Here is an 18,613-nt window from a genome sequence, read left to right as displayed (position 1 = left end):
CAAGGAGTGCGTATGTTCAGTCGAGGTTCCCTCCTGGCCGGAGCCGCCACCGTCGCCCTGTACATGGTCTCCAGCCTGGCACCCGCCGCCGCAGCGCCCGCTCCCCTCGCCCCCAAGCCGCCGTCCCCCTCGGTCATCGACGCCCTCCAGCGCGACCTCGGCCTCACCGCCGAGCAGGCCGTCGCGCGGCTGGCCAACGAGGAGCGCGCCATGACCACGGAATCCGCCCTGAGCGGCGCGCTCGGCGACAAGTACGCCGGCGCCTGGCTCAACGGCGACGCCTCCCAGCTCCTCGTCGCCACCAGCGACGCCTCCACCGCCGACGCCATCAAGGCCAAGGGCGCCCAGCCCGTGGTCGTCAGCCGCACCCTGGCGCAGCTCAACGCGGTCAAGGACCAGCTCGACCAGGCTCCGGCGCAGGCGAAGGCCGGCGCCTCCCTGTGGTATGTCGACCTGCCGACCAACACCGTCGTGGTCCTGGCCGCGCAGCAGGCCGCGGGCGAGGCCCTCGTGGCCGCCGCCGGCGTGGACAAGGACGCGGTCCGCGTGACGGTCTCCGCCGAACAGCCCAAGCCCTTCATCGACATCATCGGCGGGAACGCCTACTACATCAACGGCACCACCCGTTGCAGCATCGGCTTCTCCGTCACCAAGGGGAGCACGCCCGGCTTCGTCACCGCGGGCCACTGCGGCAGGGCCGGCGCCTCCACCACCAACCCGACCGGCACCTTCCAGGGCTCGTCGTTCCCCGGCAACGACTACGCCTGGGTCGCCGCCCCCGGCAACACCCCCAGGCCCTGGGTGAAGGGGTCCGGCGGCGCCAACGTCGTCGTCCGCGGCTCCACGCAGGCCGTGGTCGGCTCCTCGATCTGCCGCTCCGGTTCCACCACCGGCTGGCGCTGCGGCACCATCCAGCAGCACAACGCCAGCGTGACCTACCCGCAGGGCACGGTGAGCGGCCTGACCCGCACCAGCGCCTGCGCCGAGCCGGGCGACTCCGGCGGCTCGTTCATCTCCGGCAGTCAGGCCCAGGGCATGACCTCGGGCGGCTCCGGCAACTGCAGGAGCGGCGGCACGACCTACCACCAGCCGGTCAACGAGGCCCTGTCGGTCTACGGCCTCACCCTGACCGTCGGCTGATCATCCTCCTCACCACCTCGTCCTGACCCGTCCTGACGAGCACCCCCCAACGGCCGAGGAGGTCTGACAGAAGTGTCAAGGATCATCCGTCTCACCGTCGCCTTCGTCCTGGGACTCGCCTTCCTGGCGACAGCGCCGGCCGCCCAGGCCGCCGGGACCGGCACGCAGCAGGCGTCCGCGGTGCGCGTGCTCCGCTACGACGCCAGCCGGGCGGCCGAGTTCCGCTCGGCCGTGGACCAGGCGGCACAGATCTGGAACTCCAGCGTGGTCAACGTGCGCCTGGTGGCCGGCAGCCCGGCGGACTTCGTCGTGCTGGCCGACAACGGCTGGCCCCGCGCCCAGCCCACCGGTCTGGGCCGCGGCACCGTGTGGATCGGCAGGCAGGCGACCGCTCAGGGCCACAACCCGCTGCGCATCTCTGCCCATGAGATCGGCCACATCCTGGGACTGCCCGACCGCCGCACCGGCCGGTGCAGCGATCTGATGTCCGGTGCGAGCGCGGGTGTGAGCTGCACCAACCCCTATCCGAACGCGGCCGAGAAGGCTGAGGTCGAGCGGAACTTCGCCGGCTCCACCCCGGTCATCGACTTCGGCGAGATCTACGTCGACAGTCCCGAGGCCGCCCTGCCGTAGCACCGGGAGGATCCGTCCGGCCCGGCCGGCCGCCTCACCGGGCCGGCGGATCCCACCCCTCCCCACGAGAGCCCGGCGACTCCCCCCGAGGGAGGCCGGCGACATCGAGCCCCTTCCGGAAGGTCCGCGCGCGGGCCCCCCGGGAGGGGCTCGACGTTCCGGTACGGCAGGGCTCAGGCCAGCCGCTTCTCGAAGCAGCAGGAGCCCTCCAGCCGCTCGTAGGGAGGGAAGACCGGGATGGGGACGTACCCCTCCCGCCGGTACACCCGCACGGCGTCCGGCTGGCGGTCTCCGGTCTGCAGGATGATCCGCCTCCCGCCGAGCGCGCGGGCCGCGTCCTCGGCCGCGGCCAGCAGCGGGCGCGCCACGCCCGCGCCCCGGTGGGACGGGACCACGAACATCCGCTTGAGCTCCAGTTCGGCGCCGAGCCGGCGGAGCGCGATGTGCCCGACCGGCAGGTCGGCGCCGAGGTAGGCGACCCCGGTGTAGACGACGGACCCGGGTTCGACGTTCATGCCGCGCGGCAGGTAGTCCACCTTCGAGGCGAGCCGGTCGGCGTACCGGGCGCCCATCTCCTCCTCCATCGCCTCGCGCAGCGCGACGGCCGCGGCGTCGTCCCAGGCGACGGCCCTGACCACGATCACTCCGGCCCTCTCCGCCGATGCGGTCATGTGCGGGACCCCCTGACTCCGGTTGCGGCTACCGGAGAATCCTGGCAGCCCCCGGACCGGCGGCGCCCCCCGGCCCCGCCCTGGCCCTGCCCTGCTCCCTTCCGGCCCCGCTCCCTCCCAGCCCCCTCCCAGCCCCCTCCCAGCCCCCTTCCGGCCCCTGCCCTGCTCCCGTCCTGCCCCGGACTTGACACCGGGCCCCGCCTGCCTCACATTTATCTGCGTGACGCAATATCTGTGCCACGCAATATATGTGTCGTGGGCGCGTTCAGCGCGCCCCGCACTCCTTTCCCGAAAGAGTCACGCTCTTGTCCACGCCCGCCCACCCCACCGCCGCCGTCGCGGAGACGGCCTCCCCCGGAGCGGAGACGGCCTCCCCCGGAAAGGGGGCGCTCTCCCCGAGAAGACGGTGGGCCGTCCTCGCCGTCATCCTCAGCGCCGACGTCCTGGACCTCCTCGACGCGACGATCACCAACATCGCCGCCCCCACCATCGCCGACGACCTCCACGGAGGCGAGCCCCTCATCCAGTGGCTGGGGGCCGGCTACGCCCTCGCCCTCGGCGTCCTCCTCGTGGTCGGCGGCCGGCTCGGCGACAGATACGGCCGCCGGCGCCTCTTCCTCATCGGGATCACCGGCTTCACGCTCGCCTCGATCGCCTGCGGCCTGGCCGTCACCCCCGCGTCGATCGTCATCGCCCGGCTCCTCCAGGGCGCCTTCGGCGCCCTGCTGATCCCGCAGGGGTTCGGCATCCTCGGCTCGGTCTTCCCGCGCGACCAGATCGGCAAGGCGTTCAGCGCCTTCGCCCCGGTGATGGGGATCTCCGCCGTCGGCGGCCCCATCATGGCCGGCTTCCTCATCGAGGCCGACCTCGCCGGGCTGGGCTGGCGCTCCATGTTCCTGATCAACATCGTGCTCGGCGGCCTCGCGATCCTCGCCGCGGTCAAGCTCCTGCCGAAGGACACCGGCGACCCCGCCACCACCGTCGACGGCGTCGGCTCCGGCCTGCTCGCCGCGGCCATGCTCGGGCTGATCTTCGGCCTGATCGACGGGTCAGCCAACGGATGGGGGCTCCTCCCCGTCCTGTCCGTCGCCGGCGGCGCCGCCTTCTTCGGCCTGTTCTGCCGGCGCCAGCACACGGCCGCCGCCCCGCTGATCAAGCCGTCGCTGCTGCGCAACCGGGGGTTCACCTCGGGCCTCGTCCTCGGCGTCGCCTTCTTCGCCGCGGTCTCCGGCCTGCTCTACGTGCTGTCCCTCTACGTGCAGAACGGCCTCGGCCACCCGCCCCTCAAGACGGCGCTCGGCCTGACGCCGGTCGCGGTGGGCATCGTCATCGCCTCCATCGCCTCCTACCGGCTCATCGGCCGGCTCGGGCGCGATCTCGTCCTCATCGGCCTGCTCATCACCCTGGCGGGCACCGGCTGGCTGCTCGTCCTCGTCCTGTCGGCCGGGACCTCGGTGGGCCCCTGGGCCCTCGTGCCACCGGTCCTGATCATCGGACTGGGCATGGGGACCTGCTTCGGGACCATCTACGACGTCACCATCGGCGACATCGCCCCCGAGGAGGCCGGCAGCGCCGGCGGCTCGCTCAGCGCGGTCCAGCAGCTGGCCAACGCCCTGGGGGCGGCCGCGGTGACCACCGTCTACTTCAACACCCTGGCCACCGGCGGCCAGACCCGGGCCGTGATCTGGAGCCTCGCCCTCGTCGCCGCCGTCACCGCCGTCAGCTGCTGTCTCGTCCGGCTGCTGCCCCGCCGGGCACGGCCCCAGGGCCACCACTAGATCTTCTCGTCCACAGCCACACCGACCGTGAAAAGGAAATCCACCATGACCATTCTCGTCACCGGAGCCCGCGGACTCGTCGGCGGCACGCTCCTGACCCTCCTGAGGAGCCGGGGCCTCGACGCGCGGGCCGCCTCCGGCAGCCCCGACAAGCTCGACCTGCCCGGAGACGTGCCGGCGGTGCGATGCCACCTCGCCGACCCGGCCACCTTCCCCGCCGCGCTCAAGGGGGTCACCTCCGTCTTCCTCTACGCCGAGCCGTCGCACATCGACGCGTTCGTCGAGCAGGCCGCCGACGCCGGGGTCCGGCACATCGTGCTGCTGTCGACCAGCGCGGTGCTCGGCCCCGGCGCCGGCGAGGACCCCATCGCCAGGTCGCACCTGGAGGTCGAGAGAGCCCTCGCGGCCTCACCCGTCGAGTCGACGTTCCTGCGGCCGGGCTCCTTCGCGAGCAACGCGCTGCAGTGGTCCTGGCCCATCAAGTCCACCGGGGCGGTGAGCCTGCCCTACCCCGACTCCCACACCGACCCCATCCACGAGGCGGACATCGCCGAGGCGGCGCTCGCCGTACTGACCGATCCCCGGCTGAGCGGCGGGAAGTACACCCTGACTGGGCCGGAGTCCGTCACCTTCCGGGAGCAGATCGGCCACATCTCCCGCGTGACGGGCCGGCCCGTCGCGGTCGAGGCCGTCAGCCGCGCGGCGTGGAAGGCGGAGATGGCCGACTACATCCCCGGGAGCTTCGCCGACGCGCTGCTCGACTGGTGGCGCTCCAACGACGGCTCGCCGGTCGAGACCACCCGGACGGTCGAGGAGCTGACCGGCCACCCGGCCCGCGGCTTCGCGGTCTGGGCCGAGGACCACGCGGGCGACTTCACCCGGTAGGCGGTGCGGTTGACGGGCCCCGCCGCAGGTCAGCGGCGGGCCGCCCGTCCCGCGCCGCCGGGCGCCAGGAGGACCGCGAGCCCCGCGGGCCGCCGCGGCGCGGGAACGCCGGGCCGCGGGAGCGCCGGGCCGCGGTTTCGGCGGTAGCGGCTGCGAGGAAGGATCGGAAGGTGACTCACTCCCGCATCAGCGTCTCGGTGGAGGCGGCCGCAGAGCCGGAACGGGTGTTCTCCGTGCTGACCGACTGGCCGCGCCACGGCGAGTGGATGGTCCTGACCCGCGCGCGCGTCGCCGCCGGCGACGGCCGGAGCGTGGGGAGCCGGCTGGCCGCCTTCAGCGGGCTGGGCCCCGTCGGGTTCCTCGACACCATGGAGATCACCGAGTGGGATCCGCCCACGGCGGTGGCGGTCCGGCACACCGGGCGGCTGGTGCGCGGCACCGGGGTCTTCCGTGTGCTGCCCCATGAGGGCGGCGGCAGCACGATCGTCTGGGAGGAGGAGCTCGACCTGCCGTACGGCCCGGCCGGGCGGCTCGGCTGGCCGCTGGTCCGGCCGCTGAGCGCGGCGCTGCTACGGCTCTCGCTCCGCCGCCTGGCCGACCTCAGCGGCCGGTGACGCCGCCGGAGCCGTGACCTGCGGAGCTCAGCGGCCAGCAACACCTCGACCGGAGCCGTGACCTGCGGGACTCAGCGGCCGGTGATGCCTCGGCCGGAGTCGTGGCCGGCGGAGCTGCCCGGCTCGTCCCGGATGACCTCGCCGTGGATGACCGGGCCGGAGCCGTCCCGCTGGCCGGGCACCCCGCCGAAGGGCGAGTCCATGCCGCCGAACGGCGTGCCGAGGCCGGGGCCCGCCGTCCGCTCGGCGAGGGTGCGGATCCGGCGGGCGAGGAACCGGGCGCCGAGCGCGCGCACCAGCGGCTGGGTGAACGGCAGGAGGAACAGCAGGCCGACGACGTCGGTGAGGAAGCCCGGGATCGCCAGCAGCACCCCGCCGGCGACGGTCATGGCCCCGCCGGGCGCCCCCGGCTCGGGCATCCGGCCGGTCTGCATCGCCTCCTGGAGCTTGCGCCAGGCCTTGCGCCCCTCCCGGCGGACGATCCAGGAACCGAGGAGGCCCCCGGCGGCCAGCAGGGCGATCGCGGGCCACACGCCGATGGCCTGGCCGATCCGGACGGACACCAGGATCTCCAGGACCGGGACCGCCAGGAAGGCGAGAACCAGCAGAAAGCGCATTTTTCCCTCAACTCACACGGCAGCCGTACGGAAGTGACAACGCACCGGAGCGCCGTAGCGTTCCGCCGTCATCCGGGCGGCGCCGGTCCGGCTTCAGCGCGGCGGGCGGCGCAGGCGTCCGGGGAGACCGGAGAAGCCCCACAGGGTGACCCGCCACAGCGCCTCCCCCACGACGGCCCGGCTCATCTTGCTCGCCCCGACGGTGCGGTCCACGAACATGATGGGCACCTCGGTGACGCGCAGGCCATGGCGGACCGTGCGCAGGGTCAGGTCCACCTGGAAGCAGTAGCCCTGCGACTCCACGTCGTCCAGGCCGATCTTCTCCAGGGTGGCGGCCCGGTAGGCGCGGAACCCCGCGGTGGAGTCACGGACCGGGAGGCCGAGCATCATCCGGGTGTAGACGTTGGCGCCGCGCGACAGGAACTCCCGCGAGCCGGGCCAGTTGACCACCTTGCCGCCGGGCACCCACCGGGAGCCGATCACCAGGTCGGCCCCGTCGGCCAGCGCCTCCAGCAGCTTGGGCAGCTCCTCGGGCTGGTGGGAACCGTCGGCGTCGATCTCCACCAGGACGTCGAAGCCCTCGGCCAGCCCCCAGCGGAAGCCGGCGATGTAGGCGGCGCCCAGGCCCTGTTTGCCCGGCCGGTGCAGCACGTGGACGTGGTCGTCCTCGGTCGCCAGCGCGTCGGCGACCGCGCCGGTGCCGTCGGGGCTGTTGTCGTCGGCGACCAGCAGGTGCGCCTCGGGCAGCGCGGTGCGCAGCCGCCCGACGATCATCGGCAGGTTCTCCCGCTCGTTGTACGTCGGGACGATGACGAGCACCCGGCCAAGCATCCGCTCCATCACGCGTCTCCCACCTGCTGGTCACCTTCCTGGTTCACGGAGTGCACCAGGCTACGGGGCCGCCGCCGCCAGGCGGCGGCCAACGCGCCCGCACTCACAAGTATCAAGGCCCATTCGGGCAGCGCCCCCACACGGGTGGCGATCGTTTCGGCGGTTCTGACCGGAACGGTCAGCACGTTCGCCGCGGGGACGAGCTCTCCGGTGCGCCAGGCGACCGTGCCATCGGGGGTCACGTAAGCGGATATACCCGTGATCGCGGAGGTTACCACCGCGCGGTTGTGTTCGACGGCACGCAGTTGGGACATGGCCAGCTGCTGGGCCGGCAGGTTGGTCAGCGCGTAGGTGGCGTTGTTGGTCTGCACCACCAGGGGGCTGGCGCCCGTCCGGGCGGTGTCGCCCACGACGCCGTCGAAGGCCACCTCGTAGCAGTTGATCGCGCCGACCGTCACCGGGCCCAGCTTCAGGTCGCCGTCGCGGGTGCCGGGCACCGACTGCTTGCCGACCAGGCCCGCCCGCTCGAACAGGGCCAGCACGAGGGACTTGAGCGGGGTGTATTCGCCGAAGGGGACGAGCTGCTGCTTGTCGTAGTAGGCGCCGGGGCCGGTGACCGGGTCCCACACCAGGCTGCGCGTGGCGCGGTTGTCCTGCCCGATGCCCACGACGGCGCCGACCAGGACGGGCACCCCGATGTCCTTCACCGCCGCGTCGATCTCGCGGCGGGCGAAGTCGCTGCGGTAGGGGTCGATGTCGGTGGAGTTCTCCGGCAGCACGACGATGTCCGGCCGGGGCGTCCGCCCCTCCCGTACGGCCTGTGCCATCTCGTGGAGCATGCGGGTGTGGTTGCCCAGGACCACGGCCGGCTCGTCCCCGAGGGGGTGCATGCCCCGGCCCGGGACGTTGCCCTGGATGACGCCGACGGTGACGGTCCTGCCCTCGTCGCCGGGGCGGGGGACGGCGTAGGCGGCGGCCGGCACGGCCAGCAGCCCGGCGAGCGGCAGGGCGAGCGCCCGGCCCCGGCGGGGGGCGGCCGCGAGCCGGAGCGCCAGCAGCGCGATCAGGCCGCCGCACAGGGCCACCGCGAAGGTCACCAGCGGCGCCCCGCCGAGGGCCGCGTAGGGGGTGAAGGGCGACTCCCCCTGGCTGAAGGCCACCCGCGCCCAGGGGAAGCCGCCGAACGGGAACTGCCCCCGGGCCCACTCCATCGTCACCCACAGCGCGGCACTCCACAGCGGCCACAGGGGCAGCCGGACGGCCAGGGCGGTGCCCGTGGCCCAGGCCGCGTAGAAGAGGCTCTCCAGCGCCACCAGGCCCAGCCAGGCGTCCGTCCCGATCGGGCTGACCCAGTGCAGGGCGGGCAGCAGGAAGGCCAGGCCGGTGAGGAGGCCGAGCCACAGGGCGCGGCGGGGGCGCGAGCCGTGCACCGACAGCACGGCGAGCGCCAGGCCGAACGGCGCGAGGAACCACAGCCCGAGCGGCGGGAAGGCGAGGTAGAGCAGCAGGCCGCCGGCGACCGCGCCCGCGGTCCGGGCCGGCAGCGCCCAGCGCGAGGCTCCGGCCGGGCCCTGCGCCGCGGCGGTCCTCTCGGGCCGGGGCCCACCGGGCGGGCCGTCGGGTCCCTCCGGTCCGGCCGCTCCGGACGCCGGGGCGGCCGTCTTCTCCTGCACCACGGGCGGGGCTCCTTGCGGTGTCGTGCGGACGGTGACGCCCGGTCATCCCGGCCCGGCTCACGCACCCGGCTCTCTAGCCCGAACGGTACCGCTCACCGCGGCACACCCCCAAAAAAGGGTGCCGGACCAGGGCCGTGAACGCGGCAACGGGGTGATCCCCAGGGGCGGACGGATGCCCTGGGGATCACCCCGACGCTTGCGGCGCTCGGCACGGGAGCGGGAAGAGGGCCCGGACCACCCTTCGGACCGGTTCCGTCCCGTCGGCGGCGAGCGCGGATTGCCGTTGTCTACTGGGTGCCCGGACCCCTCCTGGGTCCAACCCCCCGCCCGGTCGGGGTGCCCCGCCTCGACGGAACGCCGGCCCTGCGCCTGGCTGTGTGGACGGGGTCACCCCCGTCACGGGCGCAGGAACCGACGATGTCGAAAGGCGGCCAACCGGCCAGTCCCGTGCTGGACTGGGCAGCAAACTACCGACCCCAGCGCAGATGTCAACCGTGTCACTAACAGCGGAAACATCAAGTTTTCGCAGCTGGGACATGATCGACGAGAGCCGTCAATGGTCTCATGTGATCGGATGTCGCTCAAGTCGAGCAAGCGCTTCGGGAAGCGGACCGCTGTGCACGACGCCAAGGCGCTGTGTCGCGCGGGTCATCGCGACGTAAAGGTCGCTCGCCCCGCGGGGCGACTCCCGCAGGATCAGCTCCGGCTCCACCACGACGACCCCGTCGAACTCCAGCCCCTTGGCCTGGGCGACCGTCAGGACCGCCGCCGGGGCGTCCAGGGCGGCCGACCCCGGCCCCACGACCGCGCCGTCGACGGCCCGGCTCACCACCTCGCCGAACTCCGCCACACCGGACTCGGGCACGATCACGACCAGGCGTCCGCCCTCGACGACCTCGGCCTTGACGACGTCGGCCAGCGCCTCCACCGGGGAGGCGGCCCAGGGGGCCGCACCCGTCTCCCGGACCGAGGTGGGCGCGACGAGATCGGGGCCGACCAGCGTGAGCACGTCGGCGGCCACGGCCATCAGCTCGGCCGGGGTGCGGTAGTTGACGCTGAGGTGCTCCTCGCGCCAGCGCCCGGACACGTACGGGTCGAGCACCCGGCCCCAGGAGCGCGCGCCGGCCGAGGAGCCGGTCTGCGCCAGGTCGCCGACGATCGTCATCGACCGGGTCGGCACGCGCCGCATCACCATCCGCCAGTCCATCGCCGACAGCTCCTGCGCCTCGTCGACGATGACGTGGCCGAAGGCCCAGGTGCGGTCGGCGGCGGCGCGCTCGGCGGTGGTCAGGTACACGTCGTCGCCCAGGTGCCGGGCGGCGAACTTCTCGGCGTCCATGATGTCGGACAGCCCGGTCAGCTCCAGCACCTCCTTGGCGTAGGTGAGCTGGTGCTGACGCTCGTCCAGGGCGGCGGCGCGCCGGGCGGCCTGTTCCTCCTCGGCGATCCACGCCCCGGCCCGCAGCACCGCCGGGTCGATGTCGCCGAGCAGCTCGGCGGCCTCGTCCAGCAGCGGCACGTCGGACTCGGCCCACCAGTTCTCCCCCTGACGCGGCGGCTCACGCAGCAGCAGCTCGCGCTCGGCGGCGCTGAAGTCGCCGGCGGCGTGGTCCAGCCGCTCGCCCGAGGTGAACAGCCCGATGAGGAGCTGCTGGGGGGTGGTGTAGGGCCACAGCCTGTTCAGCGCGGCCTTGACGGGACGCTCCGTACGGAGGTCCTCGCGGAGGTCGGCCAGCTCGTCATCGTCGATCATGCCCTTGCCGAGCTGCCGGGCGGCCTGCCGGGCGAGCGCGTTGAGCAGGTGGCGGACGAAGACGCCGCGGGCCTCGTTGTGCGGCTTGCGGGAGCGGAGCGCCCGGGAGCGGGCGGCCTCCAGGACGCGGCCGTCGAGTCTGAGGGTGTAGCGGTCGAGGCGGATGTCGACCGGCTGGCGCGGCACCCGCTGCCGTTCGCGTACGGCCCGCGCCACCACCTCGGCCATCCGCCCGTCGCCCTTGAGCGCGGCGACCTCGGGCGACTCCTTCACCGTGGCGACGACCCCCGGGTACAGCTCGGCGACCGTGGACAGCAGCACGTCGGTCTCGCCCAGGGAGGGCAGCACCTGCTCGATGTAGCGCAGGAAGGTCAGGTTGGGCCCGAGGATGAGCACGCCCCGGCGGGCCAGCTTGTCCCGGTGGGTGTAGAGGAGATAGGCCGCCCGGTGCAGGGCCACCACCGTCTTGCCCGTGCCCGGACCGCCCTGCACGACCAGCACGCCGCTCAGGTCCGAGCGGATGATGCGGTCCTGCTCGGACTGGATGGTGGCCACGATGTCGCGCATCCGCCCGGTGCGTTTGGCGGCGATGGAGGCCAGCAGCGCCGCCTCGCCGTTGAGGGTGGCCGCGGCATCGTCGGTGAGGCTGTCGAGATCGAGCAGGTCGTCGTCGACCCCGATCACCTTGCGCCCCTTGGTCTGCAGGTGCCGGCGGCGGATGACGCCCATGGAGGCGGCCGGGGTGGCGCCGTAGAACGGCTGGGCCACCGGGGCCCGCCAGTCGATCAGCAGCCGCCGCTGCTCGTCGTCGGCCATGCCGATGCGGCCGATGTAGAGGGAGGTGCGGTCGGCGTTGTCGAGCCGCCCGAAGCACAGGCCGTTCTCGACCGCCCACAGGCGGCCCAGCCGTTCGGCGTACATCCCGGCGAACGTGTCGCGCTCGGAGCGGTTCTGGTGCGTGCCGCCGCTGCCGCCCTGCGCCAGCACCCCGTCCAGCTGCCGCTGGGTGCGCTCGCGCAACAGGTCGAGCCGTGCGTAGAGGCCGGAGACGTATTCCTGCTCCTTGGCGAGCTCGAGTTGACGGGTTGCCGTCGCTCCATTATCGTTGATAGTAATGGGATACTCCGGGCCATTGGCTTGTGGTTATGACAAACCATCACCTTAGCAGGTCCGTCGAGACATCCGCCCCTCCCCCCGCCATCACAGGTTGATTTCGGCGCACCCCCTCCGCTTGACGCGATTCGCATGGGCTCCTTAGATTCACTTCGAGTTAGGAAACTTTCCTAACTCTGCTGTGCGGGGGACCGCACGGGATGTGCGGACACGGAGGACCTGTGACTCAGCCCACGCCGGGCACCCCCAGCCTGCTGCGCGCGATCAACGACCGCGCCGCCCTGCACGCGCTGCTGGAGCGCGGTGCGCTGACCCGTCCGGAGATCGGCGCCCTGACCGGCCTGTCCAAGCCCACGGCCTCCCAGCTGCTCGCCCGGCTCCAGGAGGCGGGCCTGGTCGTCCTGGACGGCATCCGCGAGGGGCTGCCCGGCCGCACCGCCGAGGTCTACCGGCTCAACCCGGCCGCCGCGCACGTCGCCGCGCTGGACGTCACCCCCGCGCACATCGACGTCAGGGTGGCCGACATCACCGGCACCGTGATCGGCGAGCACCGGCTGCCCACCCCCGGCCGCGCCGCCGGCGACGTGGTGGAGCGGGTGCGCGCCGCGCTGGAAGGCGCCGGCGCCCCCGCCGACCTGCGGCGCGCGGTCATCGGCGTGCAGGGCGCGCTCGACCCGGGCACCGGCAGGCTGGGCTACGCCACCAGCAAGGACATGCCCGGCTGGCACATCCCCGACCTGGTGCCCACCCTCAGCGGGGGGCTCGGCCTCCAGATCGCCGTCGAGAACAACGTCAACCTCGTCGCCCAGGCGGAGCAGGCGCACGGCGTGGCCCAGGGCCACCCGGACTTCGTGCTGCTCTGGGCCGACGAGGGGCTCGGCTCGGCACTGGTGCTGGGCGGCCGGCTGCACCGGGGCGCCACCGGCGGCGCCGGCGAGGTCGGCTACATGCCCGCCCCCGGCGCGCCCACGGCCCGCGAGGCGGGGCGCTACGCCAACCACGGCTACCAGGCCCTCACCGGAGGCCCCGCCGTACTCAAGATCCTCAGGTCCTACGGCCTGCGCGGCACCACCCCCGCGCAGGCCGTGCGGAACGCCGTGCAGACCTCGCAGTCCACCGGCAGGCGCGCCGACGACGCCCGCGCCGGGCTGCGCGACATCGCCGCCCGGCTGGCGATCGGCCTGGCCTCGATCACCTCGGTCATCGACCCCGAGATCATCGTGCTGACCGGCGGCACCCTCCTGGCCGGCGGCGAGACACTGCGCGAGCTCGTCGAGCACGAGCTGCACGCCCTCACCATCCCCCGGCCACCCCTGCTGCTGTCGACCGTCGAGGGCAACCCCGTCCTGGCCGGGGCCCTCGACCTCGCCCTCGCCGCCACCCGCGACGAGGTCTTCGGCTCCACCGTCCCCTCCTGATCACCCGATCCCCGTCCCCGACCCCCCGTCCTCTCGTGATTCCCCCCACACGCAAGGAGGCAGCCGTCGTGCACCGACGCTTTCTCACCTTCGCCACGGCCGCCCTCACGGCCGCGGCCCTGACCGCCTGCACCGCGGGCAAGGAGAGCGCGCCCGCGCTCGGGACCCAGTCCAAACCCTCGGGCTCGGCGTCCCTGCCCGCCACCGCCCTTGAGCTGTGGCACGGATTCTCGGCGCCCGCCGAGGTGAAGGCGTTCGAGGACGCCATCGCCGGGTTCCGCCAGAAGTTCCCGCAGATCACCGTCAAACTGGTCAAGGGAGTCCAGGACGACCAGATCACCCAGGCGGTGCGCGGCGGGAAGGCCCCGGACGTCGCCTCCTCCTTCACCACCGACAACGTGGCCCAGTGGTGCAAGAGCGGAACGTTCCAGGATCTCACCCAGGTGATCCGGCAGGACGGCATCGACCTGTCGGTGCTGCCGGAGGCCTCGCGCTCCTACACCGAGTTCGAGGGCAGGCGCTGCGTGATGCCGCTGCTGGCCGACGCCTACGGGCTCTACTACAACAAGGCCCTGATGAAGGGCAGCCAGCCTCCCAAGACGCTGTCGGAGCTGACCGAGCTCACCAAGAAGCTCACCGTCCGCGACGCGGACGGGACCATCAAGGTCGCCGGTTTCATCCCGAGCTTCGAGTACTACGAGAACACCGCCTCGCACCTGGCCCCCATGGTCGGCGCCAAGTGGTACAACCCGGACGGCACCTCGGCGATCGGCTCCGACCCGGCCTGGAAGCAGCTCCTGCGCTGGCAGAAGGAGCTCGTCGACTGGTACGGCTACGACAAGCTCGACAAGTTCCGCAAGAGCCTGGGCCAGGAGTGGTCGGCCGACCACCCGTTCTACAAGGGCAAGGTCGCCATGGTGCTCGACGGCGAGTGGCGCAACGCCATGATCGCCAACGAGGCCGGGAGCCTCGACTACGGCACCGCGCCGCTCCCCGTCGCCGATGACAAGCCCGAGCTGTACGGCAGCGGCTTCACCGCCGGCACCGTGATCGGCGTGCCCAAGGGCGCCAAGAACCCGCAGGCCGCCTGGGAGCTGGTGAAGTATCTGACCACCGACACCACCGCCCTGGTCACCCTGTCCAACGCCCTGCGCAACGTCCCGACCACCAAGGCCTCGCTGGAGTCTCCGGACCTGAAGAAGGACGAGAACTTCCAGACCTTCATCGACATCTTCGGCCACCCCAAGACGAGCACGGTGCCCTCCAGTGTCAACAGCTCCTTCAACCAGGAGGCGATCCAGGAGTTCATGCACCAGTGGGAGAAGGGCTCGGTCAAGGATCTCGACGCCGGGCTCGCCGGGGTCGACAAGCGTGTCAACGACAAGCTGAAGCTCTCCGGGGGCTGATCCTCGATGAGCATCACCCACGCCGCGCCGCCCCGCCGGTGGCGCGGCGAGGGCCGCAAGGCCCTCCTCTGGATGTCGCCCTGGCTGATCGGGTTCGCGGTCTTCTTCGTCTACCCCCTCGCTGCGACGGTCTACTTCTCCTTCCACCGCTACGACCTGTTCACGCTGGAGTTCGTCGGCCTGGACAACTACCGCTACTTCTTCCACGACGACCGGGCGTGGATCTCCATCAGGAACACGCTGTGGCTGGTGGTGTTCATGGTCCCCGCCCAGGTGCTCTTCGGCCTGGCCGTGGCCCAGCTGCTCACCCGCCTGAAGGCGGGCGCCGGCTTCTTCCGCACCGTGTTCTACCTGCCGTCGCTGGTGCCGCTGGTGGCCGGGACCGTCTCCTTCGTCTTCCTGATGAACCCCTCGGGACCGCTCAACCAGATCATCGACCTCTTCGGGATCACCGCGCCCGACTGGTTCGGCGACAAGGACTGGGCCAAGCCCGGTCTGACCCTGCTGGCCATGTGGGGCATCGGCAACACGATGATGATCTTCCTTGCCGCGCTGCTGGACGTGCCCAAGCACCTGTACGAGGCCGCGGCCATCGACGGGGCCGGCGGGTGGCGGCAGTTCCGGAGCATCACGTTGCCGACGATCTCCCCGGTGCTGATGTTCTCCACGGTCACCGGCGTCATCTACGCCCTGCAGTACTTCACCCAGGCGATGATCGCCTCCCGGGTCGCCGCCGGGGTCACCGACTCCCCCGGCAGCGCCTTCGTGCCGGGTTATCCCGAGCTGTCCACGCTGACGCTGCCCCAGTGGCTGTTCCACGCGGGCTTCCGCGACTTCAGCATGGGCTACGCCTGCGTGCTGGCGCTGCTGCTGTTCGCGGCTTCCATGATCTTCACCCTCGTCCTGCTCCGCCGGTTCCGCGCGTTCACCGACGACGAAGGAGGCAGCCGGTGACCACCTTGGCCACCAGACCCCCCGCCACCGCCTCCCCCGTCCGCCGGGCCGGCGCGCGCGGCGGTCGCGTCCGCAGGACGCTGTACTGGATCGCCACCCACGCCCTCGCCGTGGCGCTGTCGGTGATGTTCATCGGCCCGCTGGTGTTCGTGGCGCTGACCGCGCTGATGACCGACGACCAGGCGCTCACCGGCGAGCTGTGGCCGGACACCTGGAACTGGGGCAACTTCGCCGAGGTGTTCGCCAGGTCGCACCTGCTGGGCTGGCTGGGCAACACGTTCATGTACGCCGGGCTGGGCACCCTGTTCATGCTGCTGTCGTCGGTCCCGGTGGCCTACGCGATGGCCCGCTTCCGTTTCCGGGGGCGCAAGCTGGCCTTCCTGGCGGTCATCACGATGATGATGCTGCCCCCGCAGGTCGTCGCCGTCCCGGTCTATCTCGTCTGGGCACGTCTCGAGCTCACCGGCACGCTGTGGCCGCTGATCCTGCCGATGCTGCTCGGCGACGCCTTCTCCATCTTCCTGCTGCGGCAGTTCCTGATCACGATCCCCAAGGAGTACACCGAGGCCGCCCGCGTGGACGGCTGCTCGGACTTCAGGACCCTGGTCAGGGTGATCCTGCCGATGGCACGGCCGGCGATCGCGGCGGTGGCGCTGTTCCAGTTCTTCTACTGCTGGAACGACTACTATGGACCGCTGCTTTACGCCCAGATCAACGAGGAAAACTGGACGCTCTCCCTCGGGCTGGCGTCCTTCCGGGCGCTGCACAGCGTGCAGTGGAACCTCACCATGGCGGCGACCCTGCTCGTCATGGCCCCAGTGATCATCGTGTTCTTCTTCGCCCAGAGGGTCTTCATCGAGGGCGTGACGCTGACAGGAGTAAAAGGGTGAAACTCGCCGTTGTCGGGGGCGGCTCGACATACACGCCGGAGCTGATCGACGGATTCGCGCGGCTCCGCGACGAGCTGCCCCTCACGGAGATCGCGCTGGTCGATCCGGATGCCGGCCGGCTGGAGCTGATCGCCGGGATGGCCCGCCGGATGCTGGCGCACACCGGCCACCCGGCCGAGGTCGTCGCGACGACCTCGGTCGAGGAGGGCGTGGCCGGGGCCCAAGCGGTCCTGTTCCAGCTGCGCGTCGGCGGCCAGGCCGCGCGCGAGGTGGACGAGACGCTGCCGCTGGAGTGCGGCTGCGTCGGCCAGGAGACCACCGGCGCGGGCGGCCTGGCCAAGGCCCTGCGCACGGTCCCGGTGGTGCTGGACATCGCCGAGAAGGTCCGCCGACACGCGCCCGACGCCTGGATCGTCGACTTCACCAACCCGGTGGGCATCGTCACCAGGGCGCTGCTGGAGGCCGGCCACCGGGCCATCGGCCTGTGCAACGTGGCCATCGGCTTCCAGCGCAGCTTCGCCGCGAAGCTGGGCGTCGCGCCGGAGCGCATCTCCCTGGGCCACGTCGGCCTGAACCACCTCACCTGGGAGCGTGCCGTCCACCTGGACGGGGTGGACGTCCTGCCGGAGCTGCTGGACGGCCACGGCGAGGAGATCGCCCAGGACATCGGCCTGACAGCCGGCCTGATCCGCCGCCTCGGCGTGGTGCCCTCCTACTACCTGCGCTACTTCTACGAGCACGACCTCGTGGTGGAGGAGCAGCGCTCCAAGCCGTCCCGCGCGGCGGAGGTCGCGGCGATGGAGGCGGCACTGCTGGAGCTGTACGCCGACCCGTCGGTGAACACCAAGCCCGAGCTGCTGGGCAAGCGCGGCGGGGCGTTCTACTCCGAGGCCGCGGTGGCGCTGATCGCCTCACTGCTCGGCGACCGCGGCGACACCCAGGTGGTCAACCTGCGCAACGACGGCACGCTGCCGTTCCTGGCCGACGACGCGGTCATCGAGGTCCCGGCCAGGATCACCGCCGCGGGCGCGGCGGCGCTGCCCGTGGACCCCGTCGAGCCGCTCTTCGCCGGGCTCATCGCCCACGTCACCGCGTATGAGACGCTGGCGCTGGAGGCCGCTCTGCACGGCGGCCGGCAGCGCGTCTCGGACGCGCTGCTGGCCCACCCGCTGATCGGCCAGGCCGCGCTGTCGGACGACCTGGCCCGGCGGCTCGTCGACGCCAACCGCCGGCACCTGCCCTGGACGACCGCGTGAGAACCGTCCTGGCCGTGGACGGCGGCAACAGCAAGACCGACGTCGCGCTGGTCGGCGAGGACGGCTCCGTCCTGGCCACCGGCCGCGGCGCGGCCTTCGAGCCGCAGAGCGCCGGGGTGGGGACCGCGGTGGACGCGATCGGCGAGGCCGTACGGCTGCTCGGCCCGGACCTCACGCCGCCGTTCGCCGACCACGTGGCCGCCTACGTGGCCGGCGCCGACCTGCCGGTCGAGGAGGAGACCATCCGCGACGAGATCCTCGCCCGCGACTACGGCCGGGACGTGGTCGTCGGCAACGACACCTTCGCCCTGCTGCGCGCCGGGGCCTCCGGGCCGGCGGGCGTGGCCGTGGTGTGCGGGGCGGGTGTCAACGCCGTGGGGGTCTCCCCCACCGGCGAGGTGGCCAGGTATCCGGCCCTGGGCCGGCTCACCGGCGACTGGGGCGGCGGGATGGGCCTGGGGGAGGAGGCGCTCTGGCACGCCGTCCGGGCCGAGGACGGCCGGGGCCCGGCGACCGCCCTGGAGCGCGCGGTCGCCGAGCACTTCGGCACCCGGACCGTCGAGGAGGTGGCGCTCGGCATCCACTTCGGCGAGCTGTCCCCGCTCGGGCTGCACGGGCTGGTGCCGGTGCTGATGGCCGTCGCCGCCGACGGCGACGCGGTGGCCCGCTCGATCGTGGCGCGGATGGCCGAGGAGGTCACCGTCCTCGCGGTGGTCGCGCTCCGCCGCCTGAACCTGCTGGACACCCCGATGGAGGTGGTCCTGGGCGGCGGCGTGCTGACCGCCCGCGACCCGCTGCTGAGCGGCCTGATCGAGCGGCGCTTCGCCGAGCAGGCCCCCCAGGCCAAGCTGATCGTCGTGGACGTCCCGCCCATCGTGGGCGCCGCGCTGCTCGGCCTGGACGCCCTGGGCGCCACGGAGGAGGCCAAAACCCGGCTGCGCGCCCACTTCCACGCGATGGCGTGAGCCCGCCCGGTAC

The 18,613-nt window shown here is 72.5% G+C and carries 16 protein-coding genes; 11 read left to right on the top strand and 5 right to left on the bottom strand.

Annotated features, from left to right (window positions below; genetic code table 11):
• The first annotated feature begins 12 nt into the window (after positions 1–12).
• Complete coding sequence (locus J2S55_RS33985) at positions 13–1,140, top strand: S1 family peptidase (RefSeq protein ID WP_306869302.1); 1,128 nt, start codon at positions 13–15, stop codon at positions 1,138–1,140.
• Positions 1,141–1,212: 72 nt separating this feature from the next.
• Positions 1,213–1,773: a snapalysin family zinc-dependent metalloprotease gene (locus tag J2S55_RS33980; protein WP_306869300.1), complete on the top strand. Its 561-nt coding sequence runs from the start codon at positions 1,213–1,215 to the stop codon at positions 1,771–1,773.
• 173 nt (positions 1,774–1,946) lie between these two features.
• On the opposite strand, the gene J2S55_RS33975 is transcribed toward J2S55_RS33980, so the two are convergent.
• The gene (locus J2S55_RS33975; protein WP_306869297.1) at positions 1,947–2,444 is read right to left on the bottom strand and encodes a GNAT family N-acetyltransferase; all 498 of its coding nucleotides are present in this window, start codon (positions 2,442–2,444) and stop codon (positions 1,947–1,949) included.
• Positions 2,445–2,749: 305 nt separating this feature from the next.
• Here J2S55_RS33975 and J2S55_RS33970 point away from each other — a divergent pair, with 305 nt between their 5' ends.
• From J2S55_RS33970 to J2S55_RS33960, 3 genes are all read left to right on the top strand, one after another.
• Positions 2,750–4,222 (top strand): MFS transporter, encoded by a 1,473-nt coding sequence (locus J2S55_RS33970; protein ID WP_306869294.1) that lies wholly within the window; start codon positions 2,750–2,752, stop codon positions 4,220–4,222.
• A 45-nt stretch (positions 4,223–4,267) separates the two neighbouring features.
• Positions 4,268–5,107, top strand: a complete 840-nt coding sequence (locus tag J2S55_RS33965) for an NmrA family NAD(P)-binding protein (RefSeq protein WP_306869291.1) — start codon at positions 4,268–4,270, stop codon at positions 5,105–5,107.
• Positions 5,108–5,277: 170 nt separating this feature from the next.
• Positions 5,278–5,721 carry an SRPBCC family protein gene (locus tag J2S55_RS33960; protein WP_306869288.1) on the top strand — a complete coding sequence of 148 codons (444 nt, stop codon included), beginning with the start codon at positions 5,278–5,280 and terminating at the stop codon, positions 5,719–5,721.
• Positions 5,722–5,792: 71 nt separating this feature from the next.
• Here the strand turns inward: J2S55_RS33960 and J2S55_RS33955 are convergent, their stop codons facing one another.
• The 4 genes from J2S55_RS33955 to J2S55_RS33940 all read right to left on the bottom strand — a co-directional run bounded on the left by J2S55_RS33955 (position 5,793) and on the right by J2S55_RS33940 (position 11,708).
• Positions 5,793–6,338: an FxsA family protein gene (locus tag J2S55_RS33955; RefSeq protein ID WP_306869286.1), complete on the bottom strand. Its 546-nt coding sequence runs from the start codon at positions 6,336–6,338 to the stop codon at positions 5,793–5,795.
• A 93-nt stretch (positions 6,339–6,431) separates the two neighbouring features.
• On the bottom strand, positions 6,432–7,178 hold the full coding sequence (locus tag J2S55_RS33950; RefSeq protein ID WP_306869284.1) for a polyprenol monophosphomannose synthase: 747 nt from the start codon (positions 7,176–7,178) through the stop codon (positions 6,432–6,434).
• Positions 7,178–8,845, bottom strand: coding sequence for an apolipoprotein N-acyltransferase (gene lnt, locus J2S55_RS33945; protein ID WP_306869282.1), 1,668 nt, complete (start codon positions 8,843–8,845; stop codon positions 7,178–7,180). The genes J2S55_RS33950 and lnt overlap by 1 nt, the downstream gene beginning before the upstream one ends.
• A 562-nt stretch (positions 8,846–9,407) precedes the next feature.
• Positions 9,408–11,708 carry a HelD family protein gene (locus J2S55_RS33940; protein WP_306875695.1) on the bottom strand — a complete coding sequence of 767 codons (2,301 nt, stop codon included), beginning with the start codon at positions 11,706–11,708 and terminating at the stop codon, positions 9,408–9,410.
• Between the two features lie 224 nt (positions 11,709–11,932).
• On the opposite strand from J2S55_RS33940, the gene J2S55_RS33935 reads away from it, so the two are divergent.
• The 6 genes from J2S55_RS33935 (at position 11,933) to J2S55_RS33910 (ending at position 18,600) form a co-directional block, all read left to right on the top strand.
• A complete protein-coding gene (locus J2S55_RS33935; protein WP_306869279.1) occupies positions 11,933–13,129 on the top strand; it encodes an ROK family transcriptional regulator in 1,197 nt (398 codons plus the stop codon).
• A gap of 68 nt (positions 13,130–13,197) precedes the next feature.
• Positions 13,198–14,535, top strand: a complete 1,338-nt coding sequence (locus tag J2S55_RS33930) for an extracellular solute-binding protein (protein WP_306869276.1) — start codon at positions 13,198–13,200, stop codon at positions 14,533–14,535.
• 6 nt (positions 14,536–14,541) lie between these two features.
• A complete protein-coding gene (locus tag J2S55_RS33925) occupies positions 14,542–15,489 on the top strand; it encodes a carbohydrate ABC transporter permease (protein WP_306869274.1) in 948 nt (315 codons plus the stop codon).
• Positions 15,486–16,379 (top strand): carbohydrate ABC transporter permease, encoded by an 894-nt coding sequence (locus tag J2S55_RS33920; protein WP_306869271.1) that lies wholly within the window; start codon positions 15,486–15,488, stop codon positions 16,377–16,379. The genes J2S55_RS33925 and J2S55_RS33920 overlap by 4 nt, the downstream gene beginning before the upstream one ends.
• On the top strand, positions 16,376–17,635 hold the full coding sequence (locus J2S55_RS33915) for a 6-phospho-beta-glucosidase (protein WP_306869269.1): 1,260 nt from the start codon (positions 16,376–16,378) through the stop codon (positions 17,633–17,635). Before J2S55_RS33920 ends, J2S55_RS33915 begins: the two co-directional genes overlap by 4 nt.
• Entirely contained in the window at positions 17,632–18,600 is a 969-nt protein-coding gene (locus J2S55_RS33910) for an N-acetylglucosamine kinase (RefSeq protein WP_306869266.1), read from the top strand. The genes J2S55_RS33915 and J2S55_RS33910 overlap by 4 nt, the downstream gene beginning before the upstream one ends.
• Positions 18,601–18,613 lie beyond the last annotated feature (13 nt).

Origin of the sequence: Streptosporangium brasiliense (genome assembly GCF_030811595.1) — a bacterium.
GTDB classification, from domain to species: domain Bacteria; phylum Actinomycetota; class Actinomycetes; order Streptosporangiales; family Streptosporangiaceae; genus Streptosporangium; species Streptosporangium brasiliense.
This window is presented reverse-complemented; position numbering and strand designations above follow the sequence as displayed.